The sequence below is a fragment of the Desulfobacteraceae bacterium genome, from assembly GCA_022340425.1.
Taxonomy (GTDB): Bacteria; Desulfobacterota; Desulfobacteria; order Desulfobacterales; family JAABRJ01; genus JAABRJ01.
Genome location: JAJDNY010000120.1, coordinates 1 through 15,168, shown reverse-complemented (window position 1 = coordinate 15,168; position 15,168 = coordinate 1). Strand labels below are relative to the sequence as shown.

Here is a 15,168-nt window from a genome sequence, read left to right as displayed (position 1 = left end):
GGCTGATGTCGCGCTCGACGATCACCGGCTTGTAGGCGGCCTCCCCGTTGCGACGCGCCAGCCGGTCCCGGAGCTCGACCTCCTCGAGGTGGAGGTAACCCGCCAGGCGGGCCAGGGTCTGCTCCAGCGGCCGGGCGTCCTTGAGGATGACCCCCACGTCAAAGGCGGGCCGGTTGTCCACCAGGCGGCGGCCGTGGCGGTCGAATATCAGCCCGCGGGGGGCGTCGATGCCCTGCAACCGGATGCAGTTGTTGGCCGACAGGCGCCGGAGTTCTTCTCCTTGCAGGACCTGCAGGTGAAACGCCCGCACCATCAGGAGGACGAAAGCGGCGACCGCACAGATGATAACACCGCTGAGGCGCCGTTTGAACCAGTCGCTGTCGGCATTTTGGAGATAACGCTTCACCTGGGCTCAAAAAATCCCTTAATATCAGATAATTACCATTAGGCGAGGACCGGTCCGGCGACATCAAACGATTTTTTCGGAAAACAGCTGAAACCGCCACTGATCGGATTTCCGGTGCAGATAGCGGAAGGCCAAGTGAACCAACGGACCGGTCAAAAAGGCCCAGGCCATCCGCAGCAGGATCGAACGCGGCGGGATCGCCGGAAACCCCACGTCGGGCACCACGACCGTCAGAATCAGCAATTCCATCCCATTTTGCAGCAAAACCCCCACTGCCAGGATAAAGGGCAGCAGCGCGTTGAAACCGATGTGCAGAAAACGGGTGCTGCCGCGAACGCTCAGAAACAGCCAGAAATAGATCGACAGGTAGACCCCGAAAGGCCCGCCGCTTAAGCTGTCGACGATAAAACCGAGGAAAACCACCACCGGCAGGCTTTCGCGCGCAGATCGGAAAAGACCGAGGTAGAGGACAAACAGGGCAGGCAGGTCATAAAAGGTTTCCGTAATTCCGAGATAGGGGAAAAGCGTGGTCTGAACGATGGCCAGGACGAAACACAAACCGATGTTGACGCCAAGGATCATGGCTCCGCATCCGCCCCGGACGCCGGTGGTGTGACCACCACCAAAACCTCCTCGATCTTTTCAAAATCCACAAACGGGGTGACGGCAACGGTCTGGAAAATGCCGGCGTCGTGCTTCACCACCCCTGTCACCCGCCCCAGCCGCAGCCCCTTGGGAAAAACCCCGTCAAGCCCGGATGAGATCACCGTGTCGCCCTCGCGTATTTCGTGTTTGCGCAGGGCATAGTCGAACAGACAGCCCCCGCCATCCGCGCCCTTGACGATTCCCCGCGCCCGGTTGCGCTGCAGCATGGCATCCACTGCGCTGTTGGGGTCGATGATCATCAAAACCTTGGCGTAACGACTGGCAACCGAGATGACCTGGCCGACGATGCCCTCGGGAACCACCACCGGAAACCCTTTTTCCAAACCGTCGGCGCGCCCCTTGTTGATGATGATCGTCTTGGACCATGCCGCGGGGTCTATCCCGATCACCTCGGCGGGCAGCACCTGCTGAGGGTGGGCGGGTTTGAAGTTCAGCAGATGGCGCAGGCGGGCATTGCTTTTTTCCACCTCCAGACACTGGTGGTTGAAAGCCTCGGCCTCACGCAGCCGGCGCTCGAGGCGTGCGTTTTCTTTGGCCACCGAGACCAGCGCGAAGTAGGAGCGCCAGATGTCCCGCACAAACCGGAGAGAATGGGTGACGACCTCCTGAAAGGGGGCCACCATGGATACCGCGAATCGATCGGGGCCGCTGACCGAAAGGCGGCTGCGGCCGGCAACGGAAAGCAAGATGACATTGACGACAAACAGGAGAATGACGCCAACAACCAGGATCATCTTTCTGGAAAACATATTCCTAAGTGATGACGACCTGTTTGAGTATCTCGATGGTGTCGAGACATTTGCCCGAGCCCAGGGCAACCGTCGAAAGCGGGTCGTCGGTCACGGTGATGGGCAGACCGCTTTCCTCCCTGAGGAGTTTGTCGAGGTTTTTCAACAGGGCGCCGCCGCCGGTGAGCACGATCCCGCTGTCGACGATGTCTGCAGCCAGCTCGGGTGGGGTCTGCTCCAGGGCGATCTTGGCGGTCTCCACGATGGCGTCGATCTGCTCGGAGATCGCCAGTCGGATCTCCTCGGAGTCGATGGCCAGGATCTTGGGGATTCCCGACACCAGGTCGCGCCCCTTGACCTCGATGGTTTCGAGATTCTGGGGGTCCGGGTAGGCGTTGCCTATGGTGGTCTTGATGATTTCGGCGGTGCGCTCGCCGATCAGCAGGTTGTACTTGCGTTTGATGTGCTGCATGATGGCCTGGTCCATCTTGTCGCCGGCCACCCGGATGGAGCGGCTGTAAACGATGCCGGCAAGCGAGATCACCGCCACCTCGGTGGTGCCGCCGCCGATGTCGATGACCATGTTGCAGCGGGGTTCGGTGATCGGCAGGCCGGCGCCAATGGCCGCCGCCATAGGTTCCTCGATCAGGAAGACCTCACGCGCCCCGGCGGATTCGGCCGATTCCCGAACCGCCCTTTTCTCCACCTGGGTGATTCCGGAGGGCACCGCGATCACGATCCGGGGACGAACGAAAGAGCGCCGGTTGTGAACCTTGTGGATGAAATGCCGCAGCATGGCTTCGGTGACTTCGAAATCGGCGATAACCCCGTCACGCATCGGTCGGATGGCGATGATATTGCCGGGGGTGCGCCCCAGCATGTTCTTGGCCTCCAGCCCGACGGCCAGCACCCGGTTTTTCATCCGGTTGTCGGTTCTGACGGCAACCACCGAAGGTTCGCTGAGTACGATCCCTTTGCCTTTCACATAGACCAGAGTATTTGCCGTGCCCAGATCGATGGCCAGGTCATTTGAGAAAATGCCCAGCACTGCATCCAGAAACAGATTCATAGTTCCTCATTCCGCCTGAGGCGGGGTCTTGTGACGGTTCCGGTTCGAACCCGGGAGCCACGCCGCGCTTTTCACGCACCAAGGCCGCAGGGCGGGCGAATTGGGCGCCCGAGGCTTCCCCGGCCCAGACCCGCCCTGGCACCGTCTGATTTCGGGCCTTTCAAAGGCCCATAAAAAAAAATGAGTCGGTTGCAAAAAGGCGCGGTTCGCTCACCTCTTCTTTTCGGCGGCGAAATGCGCACCCTTAAATGCATTTAAGGCCAATTATATTTAATTATGTAACCCGAAAGGAATGCGCGCCCGCATGCTAAAAGGCGTTGTGGAACACGGTCGCACGGGACAACACGGAGGCCTTCCCCTGAAAGTCTGACGGGCATTACTATGCTAGTTCCAGCCGTTTTGCAATATTTTTTGCATGACCAAATCGTGCAAACGCGGCCGAAATGCCTTGATGGCGGTATTCTGGCGGGTGGGGTGGACACGGTTGGTGAGCAGCACAACGATGACCCCGGCGTCGAGGTCCATCCAGAAGGAGGTCCCGGTAAAGCCCAGGTGGCCGACCGTCTGAAAGGGGAAAAACTGCCCGCAGCTGGCGTTTTGCGGCGCCGGCGTGTCAAAGCCCAATGTCCGCTCGCCCGAGGGCGCGCGGGTCAGAAAGCGGGCCACCTGACGGGCCTCGAAAAAGCCGGATCCGCCGCAGCCGCGAAGGGATCGCCACAATTCCAGCAGCAGCCGGTAGACCGCTTCGGCGGTGCCAAAAAGCCCCGCGTGGCCCTCCACCCCGCCGACAACGTAAGCGTTGTCGTCATGCACCCGGCCCTCGAGCACCGCATGCCGCCAGGGGCAGTCCTCGGTGGCCGCAAACACCCCGCGACGGCAGTTTTCGAAGTGTCGGACGAAAAAGAGATCCGTCACCCCCAGGCAGGGGTAAATTTCGGCCGCCAGAAAACGATCCAGGGTGGACCCGCTCACCGTCTCCACCACCCAGTTGAGCACCATAAACCCCAGGTCGCTGTAGCGCACCGTATCCCCGGGGGGCGCCGCCAGCGGCTCTTTCACCAGAATCTGGCGCAAAAGGCGTTGCCGTGCGGCCGGCGGGTGGGCCGCCAACGACTCGAAATAAGGCCGATAGGCCGGAAAACCGGCGGTGTGCGCGAGCAGTTGGCGCACCGTGATAAGGGTTTTTGCCCCCTCGCGGAAAGGGTGCAGCACTTCGGCCAGAGAGGTCTCCAGGGAAAGGCGCCCATCCTGTACCAGCTTCAGGACCGCCAGGGTCGTCGCCAACGGCTTGGTCAGGGAGGCCAGATCGAAAAAGGTGGTTCGGGTCACCGGCCTCGGGGCAAACCGGTTGGTCACCCCGAAGGCGGCGTGAAACAGCACCCGGGCCGCGCGGGCGACCAGCAAGACGCCGCCGGGGAAAACCCCGTCTTCGACCCCGCTTTGCATCAGATCGGCGACCTGCCCCAGACGGGCATCCGCGTCATTTACGTCCACATTCAAGGATCGACCTCGATGGGTGATTGGAGGACCGGCTGGTCCGATTTTTACCCCCTGTCTGCGGATTCCGGGATGGTTGCGACGACCGTCAGGCCACGACCGGCAGCCGGTAGCGCAGCGTTCGGGCATCGGCGTCGAGGACGGCCTCCAACCCCAGGGGAAGGGGCAGGTTGCGCTGCTCATGACCAGCCTGGAGCCCAGCCAGAATCGGAATCCCTCGCCCGCCAAGGCGCTCCCCAAATACTTCGTAGACCGCCTGCGGGCTGCCGCAGGCGGTGAAATCCCCCAGGATCACCCCCGCGACCCCCTTGAGGCACCCGGCCTGGGTCATCTGGGTCAGCATGCGGTCGATCCGGTAGGGCGCCTCGCCGCGGTCTTCCAGAAAGAGCAGCCGCCCCTCGAAACGGGGGTGGAAACGGGTGCCGATCAGATGGCAGAGAGAGGTGAGGTTGCCACCGAGGACGATGCCGCTGGCCGCCCCCGCCTGAAGGGTGACGCCCTCTGAAAGCGTCAACGCGACGGGCGCCTCGCCGGTCAAGGCGGCCATCAGGGCAGAGCGGCTTGAGTCGTCGGCCAGCGCCAGCCCGGTCACGTTGGGTCCGTGGAGACTGACCAGCCGGCACCTGCTCCAAAGCGCCGCGTGCAGGTTGGTAACGTCGCTGAAGCCCACCAGCAGCTTGGGGCTGCGGCAAATGGCGGCCCATTGGAGGTGCTCGATTAGCCGCAGCGTCCCGTAGCCTCCCCGGGCGCAGAAAATCGCCTTGACCGCCGGGTCTGCAAACAGCCCGTTCAGCAGCGCCGCCCGGTGGGCGTCGGGGCCGGCCAGGTAGCCGCAGCGCTGAAAAAGACCGTCGTCAAACGCCACCCGAAAACCCATCCCGACCAAGACCGCCACCCCTTTCTGGAAGAGGGCAAGATCAAAGGGGCTCCCCGGCGCGGCAATGCCGATGGTGTCGCCGGAAAACAGCCGGGGGGGAATCCGCAACTCGGTGGCGTCAGTTTCCATAGTGAGTCTATATTAAAAGGTGGGCGCCTGAAAATCAAATTCAAAAATGTTGTTTCGGCGCCGCCATCATCGCTTGACACACCGGGTGGATAATGTTAGGGAGGCTGTCGTGATGTCGGGGCGTAGCGCAGTCTGGTAGCGCACTTGAATGGGGTTCAAGGGGTCGGAGGTTCAAATCCTCTCGCCCCGACCACAAGTCAATGACGGGTATCAAGCGGGTGAGCCGGCGGGCTGATCCGCTTTTTTTGTTGCCATCAAAACCCCACCCGCCAGCCCGCCGGATCGCGGTTGAACAAGCGATGCTGCAAACTCTCCCATACGCCAACGCGGCGCCCGAGCCCAGGGGGTGGTCATGATTGCGCTTTGCCTGGCGCTGACCGCCGGTCTGGGTTGGGGGCTGGCGGACTTTCTGGGCGGGATAAAAAGCCGCCGCCTGCCGGCTATAACCGTCCTGATGTTCTCCAACCTGTTCGGTCTGGGGGTCATCGGCGCCATCGTGTGGCTGCGGCGGGTCTCACCCCCGCCGCTGGCGGCGGTCCTGTGGGCGATCTCCGCCGGGGTGGCCGCGATTGCGGCGATGTTCCTGCTCTACCAGGGTCTTGCCCGCGGCAAGATGGCCATCGTGGCACCCATCAGCGCCACCGGGGTGGTCCTGCCGATTGCCGCCGGCCTGGCCTTCGGGGAGTCGCTGACCGGTTTTCAAAGCCTGGGAATCGCCTCGGCCCTGGCGGGCTCGATCCTGGCGGCGCGGGGCGCCGCAAAGGGTGGCGGCAGCAGCGGTGAGGCGGGTGTGGCCTTTGCCGCGGGCGCGGCCCTGGCGACGGGCATCTTCTTTGTCCTGATGGACCGCGCCAGCGAGGCCGATCCCTACTGGGCCTCACTTCTGATGCGGGCCTCCTTTGGCGCTTGGCTGCTGCCGATCCTGTTCACCACGCGCTCCGCTTTAAAGACCGTGGGCCCCCACCTGCCTGGTTTGATCGCCCTGGGGGCCGTCGACTGCCTGGCCAGCGTCGCCTTTGCCGTCGCCACGAGCATCGGTCTGCTGAGCATCGTGGCGGTCTTCAGCTCCCTCTACCCGGTGGTCACCGTGGTCCTGTCGGTGGTGCTCCTGCACGAGCGCCCCGACCGGATCCAGCTGACCGGCGTCGCCCTGGCGCTGGCCGGCGTGGGCTTGGTGTCGGTGTGAAACGAGGGGCCCTGACCCGCCCTTCGTTGCTTCCCGGCCGTTTTGGCCCGATCAACTCCTCTGCGCAGTTTAAATTTCCATTCCGCCGGACGATAAGCATCCTTGAAGCTGCGGCCGCCTTGCAGGCCAGCCGACCTTTTTTTGATGCTTGCGCGCCGCCGTTTACCCTTTCGGTCCGGCATACTCGCCGTGGAACATGTTAAAAACGCGAAAACCCCCACCAATTGCCGGCGGGGCGAGCCACCCACCCAGCAGAGGTCTGCCAGGAAATGAAAAACGTTTTGATCGTCGACAGCGACCCTTTCATTCGCAGCCTGTTTTCAGGCCTGCTTAAAAGTCAGAGCGGATTATTGAACGTCCGGTCGGCTGAAAACGGAAAGGCCGCTTGCACCATCACCGAAAGAGAATCCATCCAGATCGTCATCACCGGCCCGAACCTCCGCGAGCTTGAGGTGTTGGAGCTCGTGACGCATTTGGCCCGCCACCAGCCGTCGATCCGGATCATTGTTTTCACCAGCCGGGCCTCCGGCATGCTGCGCAGCCGGATCCGCAAAAGCACCAACGCCATCAACTTTGATCACTCCCAGGACATCGGCCAGCTTGCCCGACGTCTGTTCACCGAGCTGCGAATCGATTTCGGCGGACAATTGAAGGGAATCGGTCTTTCCGCATTTCTGCAAATGATGGAACTCGAAGGCTGCTCGGCCACGCTGCAGATCAGCGCCAAAGGAAAGACGGGTTTCCTCTATCTCTCGGGGGGCGAACCCATCGCAGCCGCCCTGGGACCGATTTCAGGCAAAAAGGCGGCGCTGACCATTCTGGGATGGAAGCATGTGGCCATCGACATCGACTTTAGCCCGCCGGAGCGGGAACAGGAGTTCAGCGAGTCTCTGATGAACCTCTTGCTGGAGGCCGGACGGCTGGATGATGAGCAAAACAGCCGGCTGCCCGAAAAACGGCGCCACGAGCGTTTTAACTGCCTGGTGGCCATTGACTACGACGTCAGCAACTGGACCTATCAGAGCTTCCTGCGCGATATCAGCCTTGGCGGCGCCTACCTGGAAAGCGAGCAGCCCGCCTTGCTGGGCTCGCATCTCACCCTGAGTCTGGCGGCGCCCGGCGTGGCAGGTGGCTGCAAAGTCCAGGGCAAAGTGATCCGCTGCGACCCCAGGGGCATCGGGGTCAGCTTTGCAAATCTCAGCCTGAAACAGAAAGAAGTGATCCAGGCCCTGGCCGCGTTGCGTCCCCAACCGGCCGCCGAGGAGGAGCCGGAGGTCCCGGAGGAGCCGGAATTGGAACTCTTCGGCTGAAGGCCTGCAGACAGACGGGGCGGCCGGGCCTGCCCGCTTCTTTTTTAAACCCCTGCGGGGTATGCGGTCTTTTCAACCAACGTCCCGGGGCCGGGGGCGATCATCCGGACGAAATTCCAATGAAAAAGGTCTTCACCAGCAGCACCCATCAGGCCCCTTTTCTGTGCGAGGCCTGCGGCAAACAGGTGGTCAAGGATGTCAGCCGGTTCACCGCGCTGGATCAGAAAATTCAACTCAAGTGGACCTGCGCTTGTGGCCGCCCCAACAGCGTCATGCTGGAGCGCCGCCGGTTTATCCGCAAAAACGTCAACCTGGCGGGCGTCTGCTCGTTTGAAACCCAGGATGGCAGGTCCCTGTGCGCCGCCATTACACTGCTGGATATTTCCCAGCGCGGCCTGCGCTTCAAACCGGCGCAGGACCATCGACAGCCGCCGCTTAAGCCGGGTCAGCGGCTTTCGATCCGTTTCAATCTCGACGATCAATTCAAAACCGCCATCGGCCGTGAGGTGATCGTCCGCAAAGTGAACGGCGACGTCGTGGGCGCGGAATTCATTTCAGACGATCACTACGACAAACTTGGCGCCTACCTGCTTTTTCACGACACATGAGCCGCTGCTTCGGGCAAAGGGCGCTGCCAACGAAAGGGGCGCGGGGACGCGCTTTTCAGGCGATCCCACCGCAGGCCGTCAGAAAAAGCCCGAGGCTTTCAGAACCGCTTGGGTTGCAGCGCCCAGCAAGGCGATCGCCACCAGCTGCAGCAGGCAGCGCCGGCGGTGGGTCATGCGCCAGGGGGGCAGCAGAAAGGCCACCGTGCAGCCGGCGCAAACGAAAAAGACAGTAAAATAGCGCACGTTGACCGGCATCCAGGCCGCAATCAGGGCCACCAGTAGAAAATAGGCGCCCAGCGCCAGGGCCAGGGCCTTCAAACGCCGGCCACCTTTTGCAAACGCCCACCCCAGCGCCGGCAGGATCAGAAAGCCGGCCAAAGGGCCGAACCAGGCCAGTTCGACCCAGGGCGTCCCGCGCACAGCAAATGGCGCCGCCACCCCGCGGGTGGCAAGCGCCGCCGGCAGCAGACCATCGTGAACCCACTGCAGACCGGCCCCCCAGTCCACACCAAAAAGCCGGAGCGCCAGAGACTCCAGGGGCGGGGTCAGATCGAGGGCCTGCAGACCGTAGCGCACCAAATTCCCGGCAAAACCGGCCAACCCGCCACCGTTGAAGGCCCACGGGACGCCGGGCGGCAAACCAACCCAGTTTTGGCCCGCCAGGAGGTTCCGGCCGAAAAGCCAGGCCTGGGAGAAAATCAAAAGCGGAGCCAGGGCCGCAAGCGCTGCATACGGCGCTTGACGCACCAAATCCCACCAGATCAGACCGCCATGGCGGCGAAAGAGCTCCACCGCCGCCAGCCCCAGCCCGACGGCCGCAAACACCAGGCACAGCCTGCCGCCGGAAATGCTGAACGCCAGGGTCAGCAGCATCAAAAGGAGGTCTTTGATATCGGGGCGCTCGACGCTGCGATAGAGCAGCAGCAGAAAGAGCAGCGCGGCGGCGGCCGGAATGATTTCCGCACCGCTTGAAACCGCCTGGAACACCAGGCGGGGCATGCTGACCACCAGCAGGGTTACCGTGATCGCCGTGGGGGGCCAGGCGTAGCGCCGGGACAAGGCATAGGTGGCAAAACAGATGGAGAGGTACGCCGACCAGGGGAAGAGCCCCGCGGCAAAGCCGAGGATCCGGCCTGCGCAGATCCGCCCCAGGACCAGGGCATTGAGCGGCGCCAGCGCCAGGTCCTGCTGGGCGGCTGCCTCCGGTACGCCGGATGATGGCAGGCTCCAGGCGCTCCACGCGGCAGGGTCCCAGCCGGCAGGCGGGGCCGGCGGCGGCACAACCGAGGCCAACAACAGCAGGCAAAGCGCCAGAAGAAGGCCGCCGACAGCCAGCGGATGCTCCCGTCCGAAGCGCACCGCCTGCCGGCCCAAGCGCCCGATCAGCCGACGCTCGCGATAGGTCGAGACCATCCCCGCCGCCGCCCCGGCCGCCAGAAACCAGGGGATCCAATCGAGGGCACCGGCCAGAAATCCGACCTGCAGCAGAAAAGAGACCAGCATGGCCGGCAGCAGCGCCGCCAGGGCCGCCGCCTCGGCCAGGGTAAGGCCCCAGCGCCGGGATAGCACCAGGCCGGCCAGCGCGATCAGGGCGATCTCGGCCATGGCGGCGAAGGCGGTCAGGGTGCCCATCAGGCCGCCCGCCATGGATACCTCCCAGCAGCCATCATCCCCCATCACCATTGTGCGGGATCGCTTCGGCTGATTGTTCCCGCGCGGCTTTGCGGGCTTTCAGTTCCTCGACGATCTCGATCATGAAATCCCGCATCGCCGTCGCCAGCCGCCGGCACTCATCGCAGTAAATCTTACGGCGCATATAGCCGTGGACCTCATTCTGGTGATGAAACCAGGCCGGGTAAGGCGACCCTTTGCAAAACTTGTGGCCCGTGTGAGCTGCGATGGGGCAGCCGATACACACCAGCATGTAGTAGATGCGACAGGGGGGGCAGTCCAGCACCCCGCCGTCGGACTGCTCACCGGCCAGGATCCGGTTCCACTTGGCCACCGAAGCCTCCATAATGCTGATATGGTTCATGGGACCTCCTCGAACCGCAGACCGTCTTCAACCGGAGCGGGGCGACAGGCCGCGGCTCAGTTCGCAAAGCACTTCCAGAACGGTTTGTGAACCGTCGTACATCGTTGGCATACGAACTGGACCTTTTTGGGGTTGGCCTGCTGCTGCAGGGCGTGAAAATCGGTTTGCCGGCGGCCGGTCAATTCCGCCACCACCGCCCGGATCGAATCCCGCAGGGCGTCCCGGCGATAACCGCCCTCCAGGGCAAGAACCAGCTTGCCGCGGCAGCACTGATCGGCGATATCCATCAGGATCCGGGTGAGCGCCGCGAACCCGTCGGGGGTGACGCACATCCCGCCCAGGGGGTCCTGGGGGTGGAGATCGAATCCGGCCGAGACCAGAATCAGGTCCGGCTCAAATTCCAGGGCAAGCGGCCGCAGCAGGCGGTGATAGAGGGCGACGAATTCGCTGTCGCCGTAGCCCTTGGAGAGCGGCAGATTCACGCTGTAGCCCTCCCCCGGCCCTAAACCGGTTTCCGTAAAGAGACCGGTTCCGGGGTAATGGGGGTGCTGGTGCGATGAGAAGAAAAGCACGCTGGGATCGCGCTCAAAGGCGTGCTGGGTGCCGTTGCCGTGGTGGACATCCCAGTCCACGATCAGCACGCGCCGGACGTTCAACTCGCGGCGGGCGAACATGGCCGCTATGGCCACATTGTTGAACAGACAGTACCCCATAGCGCGCGCGGCTTCGGCGTGATGTCCCGGCGGCCGCACCAGAGCGAAGGCATTTGCCAGGTGCCCCTCCCACACGACACGGACAGCCTGCAGTAGTCCACCCACCGCCAAGCGCGCCGCCAGGTAGGACTTCGCCGAAACAGGCATGTCCGCCGCCACGGATGAGAAAGGCTGGCGGGCGGTTGCAGCAATCTTTCGGATGTAACCCGGGGCGTGAATCAGCTCAAGCGTCGCCAGGGCGCAGGGCCGCGCTTTGACCAGGCGGCAATGGCGCAGGAGGTCCCCGCCGCTCAGCATGTCGTAAACCTCCCGCAGGCGGCCGGCGTTTTCGGGATGCCCTTCCCCGGTGTCATGCGCCAAAAAGCGAGGGTCCATGACCAGACCGGTGGGTCTTGGGTTAACCGTCATCTGCCTTCCGCTCGAAGCGGCCTGCTGCCCGAGGCGTCAGCTGCAGGGACCGGCACGGTCAAAACGGCGCACGGGGCGTGTCGCAGGGCCGCCTCGGTGGTCGATCCGATGATCAATTTCTTGAGCCGGGGGCAGGCGTGAACGCCCACCACAGCCAGGTCCGCCCGCACGTCGCGAATGTAGTCCGGAAGGATTTCAGGGGCCGCCCCGTGGCGCAGCGCGATTCCCGCCGCCGATGGGTCAACGCCTTGCGCCGCCAGCATCGCCCACAGGCATTCATGCAGGCGGCCCTCGAGGGCCGTCTGAACCTCAGCGTAGGGTCCGTCGGTGGGGTCAAGCAAATCGGGCATCACCGGCAGCGCCATGGCATGCAAAAGGAAAAGGCGCGCCCCGCAGCGTCGGGTGAAAGCGACGGCATACCCGACGGCTTCGTCAGGTGCGGTCGGCGAATCGCAGGCGACCACGATTCTCTTAAAGCCCAAGTCCGCCGAAGGCGGTTCTTTGGCCACCCGCAGCACCAAAAGCGGCCCTTCGAGCTGCCGCGCAAGCCTTTCGACCACGGTGCCCAGCAGCACCCGCCGAATCCCGGAAAACCCGTGGCTGGCCGCCACGACCAGATCGACCCCGGCTTTGCGGCTGAACTCGACCAGGGTTTCCACAGGATCGCCCGCGACCACTTGGCAGGACTGGATTTTTTCAAAAGGCGCCACCGCTGCAGCCAGCTGCCGGCGCGCAAGGCTCAGCAAGTCGGCCAGCTGCCCGCTGCGTTCAAAGATGGTCGTGCCGGGGAAGGGATCCTGCCGGACCGGATTGACGGCGTGGAAGACGTTCAGGCGTGCGCCAAAAGTCCGCGCCAGCCAATCGCCCCACCGCAGCACCAGACCGGTGTGGGCTGAGAGATCCACGGCGCAGAGAATGTGCTGCGGCTCGCGTATCATGCCCTTCCCTCCCAGAGCTGCCAAGGCGCAAGGGGGACTTGCGTCTTTTCAGGGAAGCCGGCGCCGCAAATCGGTCTCTCTATAAGTCGCGGCAATAATCAACTCCCCAAGGCGGCGCCGGATTTTGATTCGTCTGCAAGGCGCATCCGTCGAAGCACAGCGCGCTATGGGTCGGCGGATGTAACGCCGGTGACGGGCAAAAAGACAAGCGAGATGTGGTATTATTTTTTTGCCGGGATCCTAAATGCGCCGGCTGTCGGAGGCGCAAGAAGCGGCCCCGGTCAAGGCGTCGCTGCGCCCCCTGACGAGGTGCCCGGCGGGTGCCCTCCGGGCGGCGCCGCCTGAACGCCGGCCCCCGGACACCTTTGACGCGACAGGCGCGGGCTTCAGTTTAGTGGAAGTAACGAAACCCTCTTTCATCAGCCACTTCTGGCAACCGTAGTAGTCGATCTCGCGTTGGTTGGAAGGGAAGCGGCCGCAGTTGAAGTAGCGCCAGTAAAAGGCGTCGTAACCGCGGCAGAAACCGGTTTCGGGGTCGTGAATCGGGCATCCGATCTTGGCACAGCACCGGCTGCATTCGCCGCATTCCGACCCGTCGGCCCAGTTCGGGTTGAGCTTGACAAGCGACGGCGCTGGCGCACTGAGCGGCGGCGCGGTGAGCGGGACATCCAGCATGAAACCGCTTTCGCCGCGCAGCATCAGGCGAAGCACCCGATAGCCCTGGCGGAAAAGCCTCACCCCCGGCCCCCAGTGACGCCAGAAGCGCCAGTCACCGAAGAAATACCAGGTTGCCAGGGGAGCGGTGGCAAAACCACCCACCACGGTGAAGAGCGCAAAACCGACGTACGCGATGAAGAAGACCCGGGTGGCGGCCCACTTTGCGGCCAGCAGGGCTGATTTCAGCGACTCGGCCCGGGCCCGCAGCGAACTGCGTCGAGCCAGGTTGATGGGAAACGGTGCAGACATGAAAATTTTCCTCCCGTGTCGCCCCGGGAAGGGGATGATGACAAGGATGATTGTGGCAAAGGTGCGTTCGTGTATTGGCTCTTTAGCATAAGCGGGCCGATATGACAAATTAGGCCTATGTCAGGATCGGCCAAATCAGTTGGTCCCGGGCATTAAATTGACGTCCTGTGCGCGGGTATCGAACGGCGGAAGAGACGATATATCGCCGGTTAAACCGGATCAACCCTTTAACGTTGAAAAATTGCGAAAGCGCCGCGTGGGATATCCGCAGGTTGAATTCCTGGAAAAGCCGGCAACACCCTGCGCGGCAAGGTGGGGGCAGGCATCGCGCGCGACAGCGGTGTTTCAACCGCTGCGGCTCTCCAGCCGGTCCAGAAAACCCCGGGCCGCTTGAACGATCTGCCGCCGGCGCTCATCGGTCATGCGCGATAGCGTCCGGTAAGGAAGGGCCATCCGCGGATTGGGTTTGAGCCGGGCTTCGTTTACGATCAGAAAGTGCCAGTAGAGGTAGTTGAAGGGGCAGGCCTTGGGTCCAAGCTTGGTCTTCGGGTCGTAAACGCAACCCGCGCAATAGTCCGACATGCGGTCGATATACGCGCCCGAGGCCGCATAGGGCTTTGACCCCAAAAGGCCGCCGTCGGCGTAGAGGGCCATGCCGTGGGTGTTGGGCAGTTCCACCCATTCGAAGGCGTCGGCGTAGACGCTGAGGTACCAAGCCTCCACCTGGGCGGGGGCGATCCCCGCCAGCAGGGCGAAGTTGCCGGTCAGCATCAGGCGCTGGATATGATGGGCGTAGGCGTTGCGGCGGGTGGCGGCGACGGCCTCGCGGAGACACTTCAGGTCGGTTTCGGCCGTCCAATAAAAGGCCGGCAGCGGGCGGTTGGCATCGAGGAAATTGGACTGGGCGTAGGCGGGCATCTTCAGCCAGTAGATGCCGCGCACGTATTCGCGCCAGCCCAGAATCTGCCGGATGAAGCCCTCCACCGCCGGCAGCGGTGCCGCTCCCTGGCGGTAGGCGTCCAGTGCGGCGCGGCACACCTCGGTGGGCAACAGCAGCCCGATGTTGAGGTACGGCGAGAGGGCCGCGTGGAAGAGCCAGTCCTCCCCGGCCTTCATCGCATCCTGATAATCCCCGAAGCCGGGCAGGCAGTTGGCGATGAAGAACCGAAGCGCCTCACGGGCATCGTCGCGCGTCACGGCCCAGCCGAAGGACTCCAGGTCGCCGAAGTGATCGGCGAAACGCCGCCCGACGAGGCCCATGACCTCGCGCGTGACGGCGTCCGGGGCGAAGCGCCGCCGGGCCGGCGGCACGGTCCCCTCGGGCAGGGCTTTGCGGTTTTGGGCGTCGTAGTTCCACGCACCGCCCTCGGGCTGGCCGTCCTGCATCAGCCACCCTGTCTTGCGGCGCATCTGCCGGTAGAAGTGCTCCATCCGAAATCCCTTGCGACCCTTGGCCCAGTCGGCAAATTCCGATGACGTGCAGAGAAACCGGTCGTCCTCACGAATCTCCACCGGCACCCCGAAAGTTTCGCCCCAGGTCTGCATCATGTCCCGCACCCGCCACTCCCCGGGCGCCGTCACGACGATGCGCTCCACCTTGTGGCGCGCGAGCGCCCGGCCCAGTTCGCCCTT

At 63.4% G+C, this 15,168-nt stretch carries 15 protein-coding genes and 1 tRNA gene; 4 read left to right on the top strand and 12 right to left on the bottom strand.

Annotation, left to right across the window (positions count from 1 at the left end):
- The 6 genes from LJE63_10325 to LJE63_10300 all read right to left on the bottom strand — a co-directional run.
- Nucleotides 1-406, bottom strand: a 406-nt coding sequence (locus tag LJE63_10325; protein MCG6907008.1) for a penicillin-binding protein 2, incomplete at its 3' end; no start/stop codon positions are given.
- Between the two features lie 63 nt (nucleotides 407-469).
- A complete protein-coding gene (locus LJE63_10320) occupies nucleotides 470-988 on the bottom strand; it encodes a hypothetical protein (protein ID MCG6907007.1) in 519 nt (172 codons plus the stop codon).
- The gene (mreC, locus tag LJE63_10315; GenBank protein ID MCG6907006.1) at nucleotides 985-1,806 is read right to left on the bottom strand and encodes a rod shape-determining protein MreC; all 822 of its coding nucleotides are present in this window, start codon (nucleotides 1,804-1,806) and stop codon (nucleotides 985-987) included. The genes LJE63_10320 and mreC overlap by 4 nt, the downstream gene beginning before the upstream one ends.
- Nucleotides 1,807-1,825: 19 nt before the next feature.
- Complete coding sequence (locus LJE63_10310; GenBank protein ID MCG6907005.1) at nucleotides 1,826-2,869, bottom strand: rod shape-determining protein; 1,044 nt, start codon at nucleotides 2,867-2,869, stop codon at nucleotides 1,826-1,828.
- Nucleotides 2,870-3,253: 384 nt separating this feature from the next.
- Nucleotides 3,254-4,363 carry a beta-lactamase family protein gene (locus LJE63_10305; protein ID MCG6907004.1) on the bottom strand — a complete coding sequence of 370 codons (1,110 nt, stop codon included), beginning with the start codon at nucleotides 4,361-4,363 and terminating at the stop codon, nucleotides 3,254-3,256.
- Nucleotides 4,364-4,454: 91 nt separating this feature from the next.
- On the bottom strand, nucleotides 4,455-5,372 hold the full coding sequence (locus tag LJE63_10300) for an LD-carboxypeptidase (GenBank protein MCG6907003.1): 918 nt from the start codon (nucleotides 5,370-5,372) through the stop codon (nucleotides 4,455-4,457).
- Nucleotides 5,373-5,488: 116 nt separating this feature from the next.
- Between LJE63_10300 and LJE63_10295 the strand changes: the two genes are divergently transcribed.
- From LJE63_10295 to LJE63_10280, 4 genes are all read left to right on the top strand, one after another.
- Nucleotides 5,489-5,565 (top strand) — tRNA-Pro (locus tag LJE63_10295).
- Between the two features lie 159 nt (nucleotides 5,566-5,724).
- Nucleotides 5,725-6,558, top strand: a complete 834-nt coding sequence (locus tag LJE63_10290; protein ID MCG6907002.1) for a DMT family transporter — start codon at nucleotides 5,725-5,727, stop codon at nucleotides 6,556-6,558.
- Between the two features lie 269 nt (nucleotides 6,559-6,827).
- The gene (locus LJE63_10285) at nucleotides 6,828-7,868 is read left to right on the top strand and encodes a PilZ domain-containing protein (protein MCG6907001.1); all 1,041 of its coding nucleotides are present in this window, start codon (nucleotides 6,828-6,830) and stop codon (nucleotides 7,866-7,868) included.
- A gap of 119 nt (nucleotides 7,869-7,987) precedes the next feature.
- Nucleotides 7,988-8,476: a PilZ domain-containing protein gene (locus LJE63_10280; protein MCG6907000.1), complete on the top strand. Its 489-nt coding sequence runs from the start codon at nucleotides 7,988-7,990 to the stop codon at nucleotides 8,474-8,476.
- Between the two features lie 78 nt (nucleotides 8,477-8,554).
- Here the strand turns inward: LJE63_10280 and LJE63_10275 are convergent, their stop codons facing one another.
- The 6 genes from LJE63_10275 to LJE63_10250 form a co-directional block, all read right to left on the bottom strand.
- On the bottom strand, nucleotides 8,555-10,123 hold the full coding sequence (locus tag LJE63_10275) for a hypothetical protein (protein MCG6906999.1): 1,569 nt from the start codon (nucleotides 10,121-10,123) through the stop codon (nucleotides 8,555-8,557).
- Nucleotides 10,124-10,142: 19 nt separating this feature from the next.
- Entirely contained in the window at nucleotides 10,143-10,511 is a 369-nt protein-coding gene (locus tag LJE63_10270; protein MCG6906998.1) for a hypothetical protein, read from the bottom strand.
- A gap of 56 nt (nucleotides 10,512-10,567) precedes the next feature.
- A complete protein-coding gene (locus LJE63_10265) occupies nucleotides 10,568-11,632 on the bottom strand; it encodes a histone deacetylase (protein MCG6906997.1) in 1,065 nt (354 codons plus the stop codon).
- Nucleotides 11,629-12,570 (bottom strand): universal stress protein, encoded by a 942-nt coding sequence (locus LJE63_10260; GenBank protein ID MCG6906996.1) that lies wholly within the window; start codon nucleotides 12,568-12,570, stop codon nucleotides 11,629-11,631. Before LJE63_10260 ends, LJE63_10265 begins: the two co-directional genes overlap by 4 nt.
- 240 nt (nucleotides 12,571-12,810) lie before the next feature.
- Nucleotides 12,811-13,536: a hypothetical protein gene (locus tag LJE63_10255; protein ID MCG6906995.1), complete on the bottom strand. Its 726-nt coding sequence runs from the start codon at nucleotides 13,534-13,536 to the stop codon at nucleotides 12,811-12,813.
- Between the two features lie 345 nt (nucleotides 13,537-13,881).
- The coding region (locus tag LJE63_10250; protein MCG6906994.1) for a cryptochrome/photolyase family protein at nucleotides 13,882-15,168 on the bottom strand (1,287 nt) is incomplete at its 5' end.